Raw genomic sequence first — 15,689 nt, forward strand, 5'->3', positions numbered from 1 at the left:
TTTCCTATCGGCCGGTGGGGTGAACGGGTGCGTGGAAGCGGCGGCGGTAGTCGGCCGGGGCCGTGCCGAGCGCTTTGACGAAGGCCCGGCGCATGGCCTCGGAGGTGCCGTAGCCGGCGGCCCTGGCGACCTCCTGGACGCCGTGGGTGGACTCCTCCAGGAGCCTGCGGGCGTGTTCGAGCCGGACGCGGTCGACGTACCGGCCGGGGGTGGTGCCGGTCTCCGCCTGGAAGGCGCGGGCGAAGTGGCGGGGCGAGAGCCGCGCGCGGGCGGCCAGCGCCTCGACCGAGAGGTCGCCGTCGGGGTGCTCGCTGATCCAGTGCTGGAGGTCGCGGAGCGGTTCCCGGCGGGCGGTCTGGGCCGCGAGCTGGGCGCTGAACTGGGCCTGGTTGCCCGGTCGGCGGAGGAAGACGACCAGGTGGCGGGCGACGGTGAGGGCCGCGTCCCGGCCCAGGTCCTCCTCCACCAGGGCCAGCGCGAGATCGATGCCCGCGGTGACTCCGGCCGAGGTGGAGAGCCGGCCGTCGCGGACGAAGATGGGGTCCGGATCGACGTCGACCGCGGGGTGGCAGCGGGCGAGGTGGTCGCAGTAGGCCCAGTGGGTGGTGGCCCGGTGTCCGTCGAGGAGGCCGGCGTCGGCGAGGAGCAGGGCGCCCGTGCAGACGGAGACGAGGCGCTCGGCCAGCGGGGCGTTCTCCCGCAGCCAGTCGACCAGCCGCGGGTCGGGCCCGCGCGTGCCCTCGCCCCCGGGGACGAGGAGGGTGTGCGGCGGGCCGGCCGCGACGGCCTCGGCGAGCGTGGAGTCCGGGAGGATCCGCAGGCCGCTCTGGGTGCGGACCGGGCTACCGTCGAGCGAAGCCGTACGGATCGGGTACGAGCCGTCGGCTCCCCGGCAGCGGCCGGCGCCGGCGAAGACCTCCACCGGTCCGGTGACATCCAGGCTCTGTACGTCGTCGAAGAGGACGACGAGCACGGGTCGCTTCGTCATGCCTCCATCCTTCGGGCGGCGCGGGATGGCCGCAATGACGAAGAACCCACCTTTCCTGCCATCGGGCGGCGGGGGCGGCGGGCGGCGGGCGGGCGGGCCTGGCGGTTCCCGCAGGCGGCCGGCTGGTCGCGGTCCGCGGGGGCGGCGGGCGGCCGGCTCGTCGAGGCCAGGCGGTCCGCGCGGGCGGCGGGGCCGGGGGCCTCCGTTCCCTGCAGGCGGCCGAGGGCCGGCGGTTCCCGCAGGCGGCCGGCTGGTCGCGGTCCGCGGGGGCGGTGGGCGGCGGGCGGGCGGGGCCCGGCGGTTCCCGCAGGCGGCCCGGCCGGTAGCGGTCCGCGCGGGCGGTGGGCGGCGGGCGGGCGGGGCCCGGCGGTTCCCGCAGGCGGCGGGCTCGCCGCGGTCCGGCGGTTCCCGCATGCGGCCGGCGGCTGGGGCCCGGCGGTTCCACCGCAGACGGCCGGTCCGGGACCCCCGTTCTCCGCAGGCGGCGGGCTCGCCGCGGTCCGGCCGTCCCGCATGCGGCCGGCGGCCGGGACCCGGCGGTTCCACCGCAGGCGGCAGAGCCGGGACCCCCCGTTCCCCGCAGGCGGCGGGCTCGCCACGGTCCGGCGGTCCCGCATGCGGCGGGCGGCCGGAGCCCGGCGGTTCCCGTCGTACCGACCAGTCGGTAACGTTCGGTCCATGACGACCTCACTGCCGCCGCGCGCCGGCCGCCGCTGTCACAACGCGCTCAACCCGCTGCACTCCACCCTCTACTTCTCGCCCGACCTGGACGTGGAGTTCAAGGGCCTCGGCTTCGACGACCAGAGCGCGATGCGGCTCGCCGCGCGCAGCGCCGTGCTGGGGGCCGTCGGGCCGGGGGCGGTCGCCGCGACCTTCTACAACTACAACCACGAGCTGCTCGCCCGGCATCTCCCCGCCGTCTGGGAGATCGCCGACCCCGCCACCGTTCTCGACGCCCGACTCCGGGTGGCGGACGCCACCCTGCGCCGGCTGCTCGGCGAGGAGACGGTCGCGTCGCCGGAGATGGCGGAAGCCGCCGAGCTGGCGCTGCGGGCCACGGAGGCCTGCACCCGGCACGCCCGGCCGCTCTACGCGGGCAACGCCGACCTGCCCGTCCCCGAGGAGCCGCACCTGCGGTACTGGCACGCCGCGACGCTGCTGCGGGAGTACCGGGGCGACGGCCACCTGGCCGCGCTGCTCACCCTCGGCCTCGACCCGCTGGAGGCGCTGGTCAGCCACACCGCGACCGGCAAGGGCATGGCCCCGCGCTGGGTGCTCGGCTCGCGCGGCTGGCGGAAGGCCGACTGGGACGCGGCGGTGGAGCGCCTGCGCGACCGCGGCCTGCTGGACGCCGAGGGCGACCTGACCGCCGCGGGCACGGCCCTGCGCGCGGAACTGGAGGACCACACCGACCGCCTCGACTCGGCCCCGTACGAGCACCTGGGCGCGCCCGGCGTGGAGCGGCTGACGGAGCTGGCCCGCACCTTCCTCTTCACGGCGGCCGCGGCGGGCGCGTTCCCGCCCGACCTGACCGGCAAGGGCTGATCCCGGCCGGGCGGGCGCGGGGAGGACCGGTCCGGTGGACGGGCGCGGGCAGATACCGGACTCCCGTTCTGCCCCGCAGGCCCGGCGGGGCTGATCTCTGCGGCACGGCGGGGCTGGCCCCGGCGGGCGGCGGCCGGGTCCGGTCCCGGTGGGCGCCCCGCACGAATGCCGGCGACGAGGCACCCGTCGGTGCCACCGGGGGCTGGCGCCGCCGGGGCGTGTGCACGCGGCCGCCCGGCGCAGGGCGCGGCGTGCGCGATCGCCGGGGCCTCGCCGCGCGCGGGATGGGGGGCGTGCGGCGTCGGGCGCGGTGAAGCGGCAGAATGCAAGCGCAAGCTTGAGGCACGAGAAGGCGAGTCGGGACACCGTGACGACGTCCATCGAAAGCAGGATCGCCGAGGAACTCGGCGTACGCGAGCGACAGGTGAGGGCGGCCGTCGAGCTGCTCGACGGCGGCTCGACCGTGCCGTTCATCGCGCGCTACCGCAAGGAAGCGACGGAGACGCTCGACGACGCGCAGCTGCGCACGCTCGAGGAGCGGCTGCGCTATCTGCGGGAGCTGGAGGACCGGCGGACCGCCGTCCTCGACTCCGTGCGGGAGCAGGGCAAGCTGTCGGCGGAGGTGGAGGCGCGGATCAGGGCGGCCGAGACCAAGGCCCGTCTGGAGGACATCTACCTGCCCTTCAAGCCCAAGCGGCGCACCAAGGCGCAGATCGCCCGCGAGGCGGGTCTGGAGCCGCTGGCCGACGGGCTGCTCGCCGACCCGTCGGTGGACCCGGCGGCCGCCGCCGCGGCCTTCGTGGACGGCGGCAAGGGCGTCGCCGACGCGGCCGCCGCCCTGGACGGTGCCCGCGCGATCCTGACCGAGAAGTTCTCCGAGGACGCCGACCTGATCGGCGAGCTGCGCGAGCGGATGTGGGGACGGGGCCGGCTGGCCGCCAGGGTCCGGGAGGGCAAGGAGGAGGCGGGCGCCAAGTTCGCCGACTACTTCGACTTCGCCGAGCCGTTCACCGCCCTCCCCTCGCACCGGATCCTCGCCATGCTGCGCGGCGAGAAGGAGGACGTCCTCGCCCTGGAGCTGGAGCCGGAGGAGCCGTCGGAGACCCCCGGCCCGTCCTCGTACGAGGGGACGGTCGCCGCGCGCTTCGGCGTGGCCGACCGGGGCCGGCCGGGCGACAAGTGGCTGCTGGACACGGTCCGGTGGGCCTGGCGCACCCGGATCCTGGTGCACCTGGGGATCGACCTGCGGCTGCGGCTGCGGACGGCGGCGGAAGACGAGGCGGTACGGGTCTTCGCCACGAACCTGCGGGACCTGCTGCTCGCCGCCCCGGCCGGGACGCGGGCGACGCTGGGCCTCGACCCCGGTTTCCGTACGGGCGTCAAGGTCGCCGTCGTCGACGCGACCGGCAAGGTCGTGGCCACCGACACCGTCCATCCGCACGTCCCGGCCAACAAGTGGGACGAGTCGCTGGCGAAGCTGGCGCGGCTCGCCGAGGCGCACGGGGTGGAGCTGGTCGCCATCGGCAACGGCACGGCCTCGCGCGAGACGGACCGGCTCGCCGCCGATCTCATCGCCAGGCACCCGGAGTTGAACCTCACCAAGGTGATGGTGTCGGAGGCGGGCGCCTCGGTGTACTCCGCGTCCGCGTTCGCCTCGCAGGAGCTTCCCGGTCTGGACGTGTCCCTGCGCGGCGCGGTCTCGATCGCGCGGCGGCTCCAGGACCCGCTGGCCGAACTGGTGAAGATCGACCCGAAGTCGATCGGCGTCGGGCAGTACCAGCACGACCTGTCCGAGGTGAAGCTCTCCCGCTCGCTGGACGCGGTGGTCGAGGACTGTGTGAACGGCGTCGGCGTCGACGTCAACACCGCGTCGGCGCCGCTGCTCTCCCGGGTCTCGGGCATCGGCGCCGGGCTCGCCGAGAACATCGTGGCGCACCGCGACGCCAACGGCCCCTTCCGGTCGCGCAGGGCGCTCAAGGACGTGGCGCGGCTCGGCCCGAAGGCGTACGAGCAGTGCGCGGGCTTCCTGCGCATCCGGGGCGGCGACGATCCGCTGGACGCGTCGTCGGTGCACCCGGAGGCGTACCCGGTGGTGCGGCGGATGGTGAAGACGACGGGCGGCGAGGTGGCCTCGCTGATCGGCAACACCGGGGCGCTGCGTTCCTTGCGGGCAGACGACTTCGTGGACGAGACGTTCGGTCTGCCGACGGTGACCGACATCCTGCGCGAGCTGGAGAAGCCGGGCCGGGACCCGCGGCCGGCGTTCAGGACCGCCACCTTCAAGGAGGGCGTCGAGAAGATCGGCGACCTGGTGGCGGGCATGGTCCTGGAGGGTGTGGTCACGAACGTGGCGGCGTTCGGCGCGTTCGTGGACATCGGTGTGCACCAGGACGGTCTGGTGCACGTGTCGGCGATGTCGAAGACCTTCGTGAAGGACCCGCGGGACGTCGTGAAGCCGGGGGACGTGGTCCGGGTGAAGGTCCTGGAGGTGGACATCCCGCGCAAGCGGATCTCGCTGACGCTGCGGCTGGACGATGAGGCCTCGGCGGACGCGGCGGGTGGTGCCGCACCGAAGAAGGAGCGGGGGCGGCCGCCCCAGCAGCGCCGCGGCGCCGGAGGCGGTGGCGGTGGCGGTGGCGGCGACCGTGGCCGCTCGAAGGCCGCCACCCCGGCGCCGTCGAACAGCGCGATGGCGGACGCCCTGCGCAAGGCGGGCCTCCTCAACGAGGGCGGCGGAGGCAAGCGGCGCGGCCGCTGACGTACTCCGGGCCCGGTCGTGCGACCGGGCCCGGTTTCCGCCGGCACCGCTCGTCCCGCCCGAAGGCCCGCCGGCAAGGCCCGCCCCCTGCCCCTAGGGCGTGTCCGGAAAGTAGCGCCGTCTGCCCGCAGGGCAGGGCCCGCGGCGTCTGGTGCGTGCGATCGCAAGGCGGAGGGTCGCCCTCGTACTGGGCGTACTCGGGTGATCCCGACAACGCGGCGAGGGCGCGTGCCAGGCGTCGCGGGCCAGGCGGAACTTTCCGGACACGACCTAGGCGTTCGGGAGGAAGCGGAGGGCCCATTCCGCGCGGTTGGCCACCGTCAGGTCGTCGTCCCGCGTCAGGGGCTCGAGGAGGGCGCGGGAGCGGGTCGGGTCGGCCTGGACCAGGTCGACGATCTCCGCCGCCAGGGAGTCCTGGTCGTCGCCGAGGTCCACGGCGGAGGCCCGCAGCAGCGCCGGCAGGGCGTCCGGGCCGCCGATCGCGGCGAGGACGCCGCCGAGGAGTTCGCGGGCGTAGGCGTTGCGCTCGACGAGGGCCCGGTCCAGTTCGGCCTGGAGCCGGGGCAGCATCGCCGCGTCGCCCGAGGCGGCGATCTCGTCGGCCAGGTCGATGGTCTCGTCGACGTCGGCGTCGAGGTCGTCCAGCATCTCGGTGAGCCGGGTCAGCAGGTCGGTCATGGTCTCTCCTGGAATGCGCCGCCCCCAGGGGGCGGCGACGGTCTTCGCGGTGTCGCCGTCGGCGCTCACCGCGGTGTCCCGCGCGGGTCCGTACGCGTACAGTTCACGCCTCCGCGCGGCACCGCGCAGGGCGTGCGCGCCCGACGCGGGCGGTCGTCAGAGTTCGGTCACCTTGCCCGCCGCGACCTCGACGCGGCGGGTCGTGCGGACGGCGTCCAGCATCCGGCGATCGTGGGTGACCAGGAGCAGGGTGCCGGTGTAGCTGTCGAGCGCGGACTCCAGCTGCTCGATGGCCACGAGGTCGAGGTGGTTCGTCGGCTCGTCGAGGACCAGCAGGTTCACCCCGCGGCCCTGGAGGAGGGCGAGGGCGGCGCGGGTGCGCTCCCCCGGGGAGAGCGTGGTCGCGGGGCGCAGGACGTGCTCGGCCTTGAGGCCGAACTTCGCCAGCAGCGTCCGCACCTCGGCGGGCTCCGTCTCCGGGACGGCCGCGCAGAAGGCGTCGAGCAGGGACTCCGAGCCGTGGAACAGCTTGCGCGCCTGGTCGACCTCGCCGACGACGACGCCCGACCCGAGGACGGCGTCCCCGGAGTCGAGCGGCAGGCGGCCGAGGAGCGCGGCGAGCAGGGTCGACTTGCCCGCGCCGTTGGCGCCGGTGATGGCGACCCGGTCCGCCCAGTCGATCTGGAGGGTGGCGGGCCCGAACCGGAAGTCGCCCCGCCGCACCTCCGCCTCGCGCAGCGTCGCCACGACCGAGCCGGAGCGCGGAGCGGCGGCGATCTCCATCCGCAGTTCCCACTCCTTGCGGGGCTCGTCGACGACGTCGAGCCGCTCGATCATGCGCTGGGTCTGCCGGGCCTTCGCGGCCTGCTTCTCGCTGGCCTCGCTCCGGGCGTTGCGCCCCAGCTTGTCGCCGTCGGTGGCCTTGCGCCGGGCGTTCTTGACGCCCTTGTCCATCCAGGAGCGCTGCATGTGGCCGCGCGCCTCCAGGGCGGCCTTCCGGCCGGCGTACTCCTCGAAGTCCTCGCGGGCGTGCCGCCGGGCGGTGTCCCGCTCCTCCAGGTACGCCTCGTAGCCGCCGCCGTACAGCGTGATCTGCTGCTGGGCGAGGTCCAGCTCCAGGACCTTGGTGACGGTGCGGGTCAGGAACTCGCGGTCGTGGCTGATGACGACCGTTCCGGCGCGCAGTCCCTGGACGAAGGCCTCCAGACGCTCCAGGCCGTCGAGGTCGAGGTCGTTGGTCGGCTCGTCCAGGAGGAAGACGTCGTAGCGGGAGAGGAGCAGGGAGGCGAGTCCGGCGCGGGCGGCCTGGCCGCCGGAGAGGGAGGTCATCGGCTGGTCGAGGCCGACGGTGAGGCCGAGCGAGTCGGCGACCTCCTCGGCGCGTTCGTCGAGGTCGGCTCCGCCGAGGCCGAGCCAGCGCTCCAGGCTCTCGGCGTACGCGTCGTCGGCTCCGGGCGCCCCGTCGACCAGCCCCTGGGTGGCCTCGTCCATGGCGGTCTGGGCGGCGGCGACCCCGGTGCGGCGGGCGAGGAACTCCCGTACCGTCTCGCCCTCGCGGCGCTCCGGCTCCTGCGGGAGGTGGCCGACGGTGGCGGTGGGCGGGGAGAGCTTCAGCTCCCCGTCCTCGGGGGTGTCGAGGCCGGCGAGCAGCCGGAGCAGGGTCGACTTGCCGGCGCCGTTGACACCGACGAGGCCGATGACGTCGCCGGGGGCGACGACGAGGTCGAGGCCGGCGAAGAGGGAGCGTTCGCCGTGGCCGGCGGCGAGGTCCTTGGCGACGAGAGTGGCAGTCATCAGGAGACGAATCCTAAGGGGTGTCCCGCCGGACCTGCCGAGGCCGCGGCCCGGTGCGGGCGTGGCTGCGGGGTTGGGTGCGGGCGTGGGCGCGCGCATGGGTGCGGCCCCGCACCCGAGAGGGGGCGGGGCCGCGGCCGGGGGTCGGGCGTCAGTTGAAGGGCTTGCCCGCGTTGTCGTCCGCGTCGACGCAGGCCTGGACGCGGCGGTCGAGGGCGTCGGCCTGGGCACGGGCCTTGCGGGCCTCGGCCGTGGCACCGAGCTTCTGGAGCTTGGCCGCCTTCGCGCGCAGGGAGTGCGACTGCTGACGCATCTTGTCGATCTCGCAGACGATCTTGCCGCCACCGGCCGCCGAGGCATCCGGGGCGGCCGCCGTCTGGCCGAGCAGCAGGCCACCGGCCAGCAGCGCCGTCGTGGTGAGCGCGATCATGGTGCGGCGTATCGGCTTCGCGTACTTCATGGGGGGGGTTCTCCAACTTCCGGGCCGTGGGGACCCGTTCAGAGGATGATCATTACCAGTCGGTAACCCTAACGCAGGATGATCAAGGACGCTCATCCGGTTCCCCGGGGCCCGGCCCGATGCGCAGTTCGAAGTCGCCGTCGTACTGCTCGTGGCCCGCGATCACCGCGGATTCGACGGCCTCCGCGCCGACCTCGTTCCGGACGATCAGCGGGTCCTCGCGCAGGTCCCTCATCATGGCCAGGCACATCCCGAGCATGACGAGCACGAACGGCGCCGCGACCAGGATCGTGAGGTTCTGCAGCCCCGCGAGCGCGTCGCCCTGGCCGTCGCCGATGAGGAGCATGATCGCGGCGACCGCGCCGGTCACCACGCCCCAGAACACGACCACGGGACGGGTCGGTTCGAAGGCCCCGCGTTGGGAGAGCGTTCCCATGACGATCGAGGCCGCGTCCGCGCCGGAGACGAAGAAGATGCCGACGAGGATCATCACGAGCAGGCTCATCGTCCCGGTGAGGGGGAACTCCTGCAGCAGGCCGAAGAGCTGACCCTCGGGCGTGCTCTCCTCGGGCAGCCGCCGCTCCTCGTCGAGCTTCATCGCCGTGCCTCCGAAGATCGCGAACCAGACCAGGCTGACGGCGCTGGGCACGAGGATGACGCCGCCGACGAACTGCCGGATCGTCCGGCCCCGGCTGATCCGCGCGATGAACATGCCGACGAACGGCGTCCAGGAGATCCACCACGCCCAGTAGAAGACCGTCCAGCTGCCGAGCCAGGCGTGGATGTCGTCGCCGCTGGTCGCCTCGGTCCGGCCGGCCAGCTGCGGCAGGTCGCCGATGTAGGCGGCGAGGGAGGTGGGCAGCAGGTCGAGCACGATGATGGTGGGACCGGCGATGAAGACGAAGACGGCGAGCACCAGCGCGAGCACCATGTTGGTGTTGGAGAGCCACTGGATGCCCTTCTCGACGCCGGAGACGGCGGAGAGGACGAAGGCCAGGGTGAGGACGGCGATGATGCCGACCAGCAGCCCGGTCCCGGTCTTCTCCATCCAGCCCAGCTCCTCGAAGCCGCTGCCGATCTGGAGCGCGCCGAGGCCGAGCGAGGCGGCCGAGCCGAAGAGCGTCGCGAAGATCGCCAGGATGTCGATGACCCGGCCGGGACCGCCGTACGCCCGCCGCTCCCCCATCAGCGGCACGAAGACGGCGCTGATGGTCTGGCGCCGACCACGCCGGAAGGTGGAGTACGCGATGGCGAGCCCCACCACGGCGTAGATCGCCCAGGGGTGCAGCGTCCAGTGGAAGAGCGTGGTGGCCATCGAGATCCCCATCCGCTCCTCCGGGTCGACGGGATGGGTCCCGGGCGGCGGGGTGGTGTAGTGGGCGAGCGGCTCGCTGACGCCGTAGAACATCAGGCCGATGCCCATGCCGGCGCTGAACATCATGGCGACCCACGAGACGGTCCGGAACTCCGGGCCCTCGCTCTCCTGCCCGAGGGTGATCCGGCCGTAGCGGCTGATCGCCAGCCACAGCGCGAAGACCACGAAGCCGGAGGCCGCCAGCATGAACGCCCAGCCGCCGTCGCGGATCAGCCCGTCGAGGAGGCTGCTGGAGACGCTCTGCAGACTGTCGGTGGCCGTGGCCCCCCAGACGACGAACGCCACGGTGAGAACGGCCGTGACCCCGAACACGATCCAGTCCGTACGGGCGCGGAGGTGGCGCTCGGGATGGCCGGGGAGGTCCGCCGTCACCGGCAGCCATTCCCGGCCCCCCTTCACCCCCTTGACGCCTCGGGCCACCCGGTGCGCCGGGCCTTCGCCCTCCGTCCCGCCCTTACGGCCCCTGCGGCGGGCCTCCCGGCCCTCCCGTCCGTCCCGGCCTCCCGGGCCTTCCCGGCGCGCCCGGTCGGCGTCTTCTCCACGTCCGCCCGGGGGCGGGTCTTCCTGCGACACAGATGACACCTTTCGCACCATGACGGGGCAAACACACTGTCTCCGTAACGCAGTACCACAGGTCGGACGGAAGTCGGCGGATCAACAGACCTTCACGGGCTGTCCGTCGGTCAGCCGGTAGGTCGCGCGGCCGTCCAGCAGGAGCGGGACGAGCGCGCGCCGCGACTGCCGCAGCGGGACGAACCAGCCGTCACCGCTCCGCCGGACCGTGATCCCGTGCAGGGCCAGCTCGTCGCCGACCTCGGCGTACCGCCGTCCGTCGAGGCGGTAGCCGCAGGGCGGGTCGACGAGGGTCTCCGCCGGTGTCGGCGGGTCGTTGTCGGCGCCGCCGAGCAGGACCGGACCGCGGTCGGCGAAGCCCGCGCGCCGGGCCGCCGCCGTGGCCGCGAGGAGCGGTCCGCGCCGCTCCTCGACGAAGGCGAAGGCGCCCTTGAGGGCGGTGAGTTGCGTGGTCACCCTGCGCCGCTGGTTACGGGCGTGGTCGTCCTTCTCCGCCGCGCTCAGCGCCTCGACCCTGGTCTCGACGAGCAGCCCGACGGCGTGCTTGACGCCGGCGGTGTTGCGCAGGATGCGCTCCTGTCCGTCCCCCGCGACCTGCTTGATCGGCCGCCCGGTCAGCGGGTCGGTCCAGATGCCGTAGATCCCGCTGCCGAAGCCCGCCGCGCCGGCGGCCGGCCGGACGTAGGACTCCGAGAGGGTGTGCGCCTCGTCGTGGACCAGGGCGGCGGTGTTGGGGTTACGGGGCCAGAGCGCCAGCAGGTCCTTGTCGTAGTACGGCGAGGTGCCGCTGTACTCGTGCAGGTCGTGGATCACCTCCGGGCGCCGGTCCCTGATCACGGCCGCGAGCGCGCGCCCCTCGGCGGTGGTGAGGGCGAGGTGGTCGCGGTTGACGTCGACGCCGTCGGCGTTGCCCCGGGTGTCGGCCTCCCGCCCGTCGGGGTTGGCGGTCGGGACGACCAGGACGGTGGTACGGGAGAGGAAGCGGAGGGTCTTCGCGTCCCGTGCGTACGCCAGGTCGCGGACGGTGCTCAGGCAGGCCTCCCGACCCGACGGCTCGTCACCGTGCTGGCTGCAGACGAGGAGTACGGTGGCGCGCGCCCGGGAGCCGTCGTCCGCGTCCGCGTCCCCCTCCTCTCCCGCGGGGTGCGGGCCGCCGGGCCCGCTCGCGCCGAGTGTCGCCAGGCGGATCGGGCGGCCCTGCTTCGTGGTCCCGATGGAACGGACGGACACGCGGTCGCTGCCGCGGTCCACCGCCGCCAGGAAGGCCCGTTCCTCGGCCTGCGTGGTCCAGCGGGCGCCCTGGCTCGTCTCGAAGCCGGTCCGCGGGAGCGGCGCGGGCGGCGTGCTCCCGGCGGCCTCGGCGGGGACGGTGACGAGCGGAAGGACGAGGGCGGCGACGCCGATCGCGAGCGCGAACGGACGCCGGCCGGCACCGCGCGCGGACCGTCGGGAGGGAGGACGGGTCATCGCGGGCCTCCCGGGATCGGGTGACCGGAGCGCTCCGGGACGGTCAGGCCGTGCGGCGCCCGTACGGTCGGGGCCGGGGCGGCGGTCCAGGGTCCGGACGTGGCCCGGGCGAAGGCGGGTGCGCCGCCGACCAGCGGCAGCCGCGCCGAGGTACGGCCCAGGTCGAGGGTGATGGTGGGCCTGGTCGACGGAGGGTCGAGGAGTCCCTTGTCGGTGCCGCCGACGATCAGGGCGAGCCGGTGGCCGGCCGGGACGACGTGGTCGGTCGCCGCCAGGTCGATCGTGATCGTGTACGCCTTCCCGGGGGTCAGCGGCCGGCCCTTGCGCGGGTCGGCCCAGGTCCCGAGGTCCGCCCAGCCCCGGCTGACGACGGTGTGACCGACGTCGGCCGTACGGGCCTCGGTCTCCTTGAAGCAGGCGCTGTCGCCGGGGGTACTCGCGCCCCAGCAGCTCCGGTCGGGCAGGGTGGTGATGCCCTCGCCGGCTGACCCGTAGTCACGGATGGTGTCCGGGCCGATGTCCACGAGGACGGCCGTCAGATGCGCCGTCGCGGTCGTCGGCGTCGCCGTGACCGTCACCTTCGAGGAGCCGGCGAGCCGCAGGTCACGGCTGAGCGGGCGGGTGACGAACCCGGCCTTGGCGGGGGTGGGAGTGTCGATCCGCGCGGCCCAGTCGTTCTCCCCGAGGCTCGGGTCGTCGGTGAACCGCGCGGTGGCGCCGGGCGCGGCCGGGGTCCTTCCGAGGCGGCCGACGCCGGGCGCCGCTCCCTCGGCCGGGCGCAGGGTGGTGGGCTCGGTGCCTCGCGGCGGCCAGACGCGGTCGGTGGACCAGCGGTCCGGGGCCCGCTCGATGTCCGCCATCGGCTCACGGTCGATGCCGTTCTCGTAACCGAGGAGGTAGTGGTCGAACCAGCGGTGCAGGGTGCGGACCCAGTCGGCGCGGCGGAAGTCGAAGGGATCGACGTGCCCGGTCTGCGAGAGCCAGATCTTGCGTTCGACGCCCCGGGCGGCGAGGGCCTCCCACCAGCGGCCGAACTGCCCGGCGCGGACGTTCAGGTCCTGCTGCCCGTGCACGACGAAGACGCTCGCCTTCACCTTTCCGGCGTCGGCGACGTGGTCGCGCTCGCTCCAGGCCCGGGTCCAGTCCCCGCTGTAGGGGGTCGCGGCCGTGATGCGTTCCTGGACGGCCCCGCAACGCCCGCGCGCCTCAGGGCTGTTGACGTAGTCGGAGAGCCAGCTGGGGTTGGCGTCGTAGAGCGGGGCGCCCTGGGAGTGGAAGTAGTCGTACCAGGACGAGATCGCGCCGATCGGGACGATCGTCTCCAGCCCTTCGACGCCGGTGGCGGCGACTCCGTTGGCCACGGTGCCGTCCCAGCTCTTGCCGATCATGCCCACCCGGCCGGTGGACCAGGTGGTGGCCCGGGCGCGGGTGGCGCCGCTGAGGGTGGTGTAGCCGCGGGCCCGGCCGTTCAGCCAGTCGACGACGGCCTTGGCGGACCGGACGTCGGACGGGCCTCCGACGTCGTCGCAGCCGTCGGAACGGCTGGTGCCGGCGAGGTCGACGGCGACGAAGGCGTAGCCGCGCGGCACGAAGTAGTTGTCGTAGAAGAGCGGGAACAGGACGGGGTCGCCGTCGGCGTCGTAGGTCTTCTTCTGGCCTTCGTTGCCCCGGCCGCAGCAGGCGTAGTAGGGGCTGGCGTCCATGATGACCGGGATCTTCCGGCCGGTGGCGGCGGGTTCCCGGGGCCGGACGATGTCGACGGCGACCCGGTCGGAGCGGCCGTCCCCGTCGCCGTCGAGGCCGGTGTCCACCGAGACGGACTCCCGGACGGCGTCGGGGTAGGAGTACACCGGCGCCGACTCCCGTAGCGGCGCCCGGGAGGGGGAGGCCGTCGCGGCCGGGGCGTGGACGCCGGTGGGGGCGAGGGCCGTTCGGGTTCCGGTCGGGTCCTGGGCCGCTTGCGTCCCCGCAGGGGACGGGACCGCTTGGGCTCCGGTCGGGGTGAGGAGCGCGGTGGTCAGGGCGGCCGTGGCGGCCAGCACCAGGGTTCTGCACGACAGACGGGCTCCGCGGGTTGTCCGCACACGTATCGGCATGAGGCGGAACGTACCGTCGTCAACTCCCGAGCAAAAGAGTGCCGTCGGGAGCCGGGCGGTGCGGATGCTTCATGTCGGCCGAATGGCGATCGTGTGACAGGAGTGCCCATGGACATGACGACCGTCGAGGGGCCTGAATAGTGTCGATAAGGACCGACGGCTACCCGCACGTCTTACTTCTCTGACGTCTCCCGACTTGGAGCTCCTGTGCACCGCAGAATCATCGTTCCGAGCGCTCTCGCGGCCTCCCTCCTGCTGGCGATCCCGGCATCGGCCGCCGACTTCGTTCCGGGCGCCCCGGGCATCGGCGATCCCTACTACCCGGCCAGTGGGAACGGCGGTTACGACGTCTCCCACTACGACCTGCGGCTGACCTACCAGCCCGCCACCGACCTGCTGGAGGGGACGGCGACGATCCTCGCCACCACGAAGCAGAACCTCTCCCGCTTCAACCTCGACCTCGGACTGAAGGTCAGCGAGGTCCGGGTGAACGGCAAGAAGGCCCGCTTCACCACCTCCGGCGAGCAGGAGCTGGAGATCACCCCGGCCGCCCCGCTGGAGAAGAACCGGTCCGTCTCCGTCGTGGTGCGCTACGCCGGCAAGCCCTCCGAGGTGAAGATCGGCGGCTGGACCGCCTGGCACCGCACCCCCGACGGGGGCGTCGCCGCGCAGGAGCCGGACTCGGCGGCCTGGTGGTTCCCGTCAAACGACCACCCGCTGGACAAGGCCACCTTCGACGTCTCCGTGTCGGTCCCGGACGGCACCCAGGCCATCAGCAACGGCGTGCTGCAGTCGCAGTCGTCGCGGCTCGGCTGGACCCGCTACAACTGGCGCTCGAACAAGCCCCAGGCGACCTATCTGGCCACCCTCGCGGTCGGGAAGTTCGACATCACGACCGACAAGACGGCGAACGGGCTGCCGGTCCTCAACGCGTACAGCAGGGACCTCGGCGACAACGCGGGCGCGGCGCGGGCGAGCATCGAGCGTACGACCGAGGTCGCGGAGTGGCTGGAGGAGGTCTTCGGACCGTACCCCTTCAACGCGCTCGGCGGGTACGTCCCCAACGTGACCAGCGGGTACGCGCTGGAGACGCAGACCCGGCCGTTCTACAGCCCGCGCCAGTTCGCCAACGGCGCGAACGTCTCCGTGGTCGTGCACGAGCTGGCGCACCAGTGGTACGGCGACAGCGTCTCCGTCGACCGCTGGAAGGACATCTGGGTCAACGAGGGCTTCGCCCGCTACAGCCAGTGGCTGTGGTCGGAGAAGGAGGGCGAGGGCACCGCGCAGGAGCTGGCGGACTACGTCTACTCCACCCGCGCGGCCGACGACCCGTTCTGGACCGTGAAGCCGGGCGACCCGGGCCCGGACGACCAGTTCCACGTCGCCGTCTACGACCGGGGCGCCCTGGCCCTCCAGGCACTGCGCAACGAGATCGGCGACGAGGACTTCTTCGCCATTCTGAAGGGCTGGCCGACGGAGTTCGCCTACGGCAACGCCAGGGTCGCCGACTTCGTGAAGTACGCCGAGCGGATCTCGGGCAAGCCGCTGGCGGGGCTCTTCGACACCTGGCTCTACCAGCCGGTGAAGCCGGCCGCGCCGACCGCGGCGGGGACGGAAGCGGGCGGCGCGGCGGCGCCGGGCCGGTCGGCGGCCCGTTCGTCCGCCGGCGCCGACGCTCCGGCCGCGCTCCCGGGACGTGCCAAGCCCGTGCAGCCCCGGTCGTGGAAGAAGATCGCGCAGACGAACACCGTGCACGAGCACGGCGCTCGGGACGCACACTGACCCGACCCGGGCGGCGGATCCGTGCACGGTGATCCGTCCGCACGGTGATCCGTCGGCACGGTGATCTGTCGGCACGGTGACGCTCCGCACGCCGACCGATCCGCACGCCGACCGATCCGCACGCCGACCGATCCGCACGCTGACCGATCCGCACGCAGGTCGCCGCGGCCGCC

10 protein-coding genes are annotated in these 15,689 nt (G+C 73.8%); 3 read left to right on the top strand and 7 right to left on the bottom strand.

All coding sequences use genetic code 11. From position 1 onward, the window contains the following. Positions 1-4: 4 nt before the first annotated feature. Positions 5-988 carry a DJ-1/PfpI family protein gene (locus ACFZBD_RS04605; protein WP_391135205.1) on the bottom strand — a complete coding sequence of 328 codons (984 nt, stop codon included), beginning with the start codon at positions 986-988 and terminating at the stop codon, positions 5-7. 678 nt (positions 989-1,666) lie between these two features. Here ACFZBD_RS04605 and ACFZBD_RS04610 point away from each other — a divergent pair. Together ACFZBD_RS04610 and ACFZBD_RS04615 are read left to right on the top strand one after the other, a co-directional pair. Beyond that, the gene (locus ACFZBD_RS04610; protein ID WP_391135208.1) at positions 1,667-2,533 is read left to right on the top strand and encodes a hypothetical protein; all 867 of its coding nucleotides are present in this window, start codon (positions 1,667-1,669) and stop codon (positions 2,531-2,533) included. A gap of 367 nt (positions 2,534-2,900) precedes the next feature. After that, positions 2,901-5,291 (top strand): helix-hairpin-helix domain-containing protein, encoded by a 2,391-nt coding sequence (locus tag ACFZBD_RS04615; RefSeq protein ID WP_391135211.1) that lies wholly within the window; start codon positions 2,901-2,903, stop codon positions 5,289-5,291. 270 nt (positions 5,292-5,561) lie between these two features. On the opposite strand, the gene ACFZBD_RS04620 is transcribed toward ACFZBD_RS04615, so the two are convergent. The 6 genes from ACFZBD_RS04620 to ACFZBD_RS04645 all read right to left on the bottom strand — a co-directional run bounded on the left by ACFZBD_RS04620 (position 5,562) and on the right by ACFZBD_RS04645 (position 13,734). After that, positions 5,562-6,038: a hypothetical protein gene (locus tag ACFZBD_RS04620; protein WP_391135213.1), complete on the bottom strand. Its 477-nt coding sequence runs from the start codon at positions 6,036-6,038 to the stop codon at positions 5,562-5,564. Positions 6,039-6,125: 87 nt separating this feature from the next. Next, positions 6,126-7,763 (bottom strand): ATP-binding cassette domain-containing protein, encoded by a 1,638-nt coding sequence (locus ACFZBD_RS04625; RefSeq protein WP_391135216.1) that lies wholly within the window; start codon positions 7,761-7,763, stop codon positions 6,126-6,128. 151 nt (positions 7,764-7,914) lie between these two features. Continuing rightward, the gene (locus ACFZBD_RS04630) at positions 7,915-8,223 is read right to left on the bottom strand and encodes a hypothetical protein (RefSeq protein WP_391135219.1); all 309 of its coding nucleotides are present in this window, start codon (positions 8,221-8,223) and stop codon (positions 7,915-7,917) included. A gap of 82 nt (positions 8,224-8,305) precedes the next feature. After that, the gene (locus tag ACFZBD_RS04635) at positions 8,306-10,018 is read right to left on the bottom strand and encodes a BCCT family transporter (protein WP_391135958.1); all 1,713 of its coding nucleotides are present in this window, start codon (positions 10,016-10,018) and stop codon (positions 8,306-8,308) included. A 234-nt stretch (positions 10,019-10,252) separates the two neighbouring features. Then, positions 10,253-11,638, bottom strand: coding sequence for a M14 family zinc carboxypeptidase (locus tag ACFZBD_RS04640; RefSeq protein ID WP_391135222.1), 1,386 nt, complete (start codon positions 11,636-11,638; stop codon positions 10,253-10,255). Then, positions 11,635-13,734, bottom strand: coding sequence for a Xaa-Pro dipeptidyl-peptidase (locus ACFZBD_RS04645; protein WP_391135225.1), 2,100 nt, complete (start codon positions 13,732-13,734; stop codon positions 11,635-11,637). Before ACFZBD_RS04645 ends, ACFZBD_RS04640 begins: the two co-directional genes overlap by 4 nt. Positions 13,735-13,941: 207 nt before the next feature. On the opposite strand from ACFZBD_RS04645, the gene ACFZBD_RS04650 reads away from it, so the two are divergent. Then, positions 13,942-15,516: a M1 family aminopeptidase gene (locus ACFZBD_RS04650; protein ID WP_391135228.1), complete on the top strand. Its 1,575-nt coding sequence runs from the start codon at positions 13,942-13,944 to the stop codon at positions 15,514-15,516. Positions 15,517-15,689: the final 173 nt, after the last annotated feature.

This window comes from Streptomyces sp. NPDC008121, assembly GCF_042957155.1.
Lineage (GTDB): Bacteria > Actinomycetota > Actinomycetes > Streptomycetales > Streptomycetaceae > Streptomyces.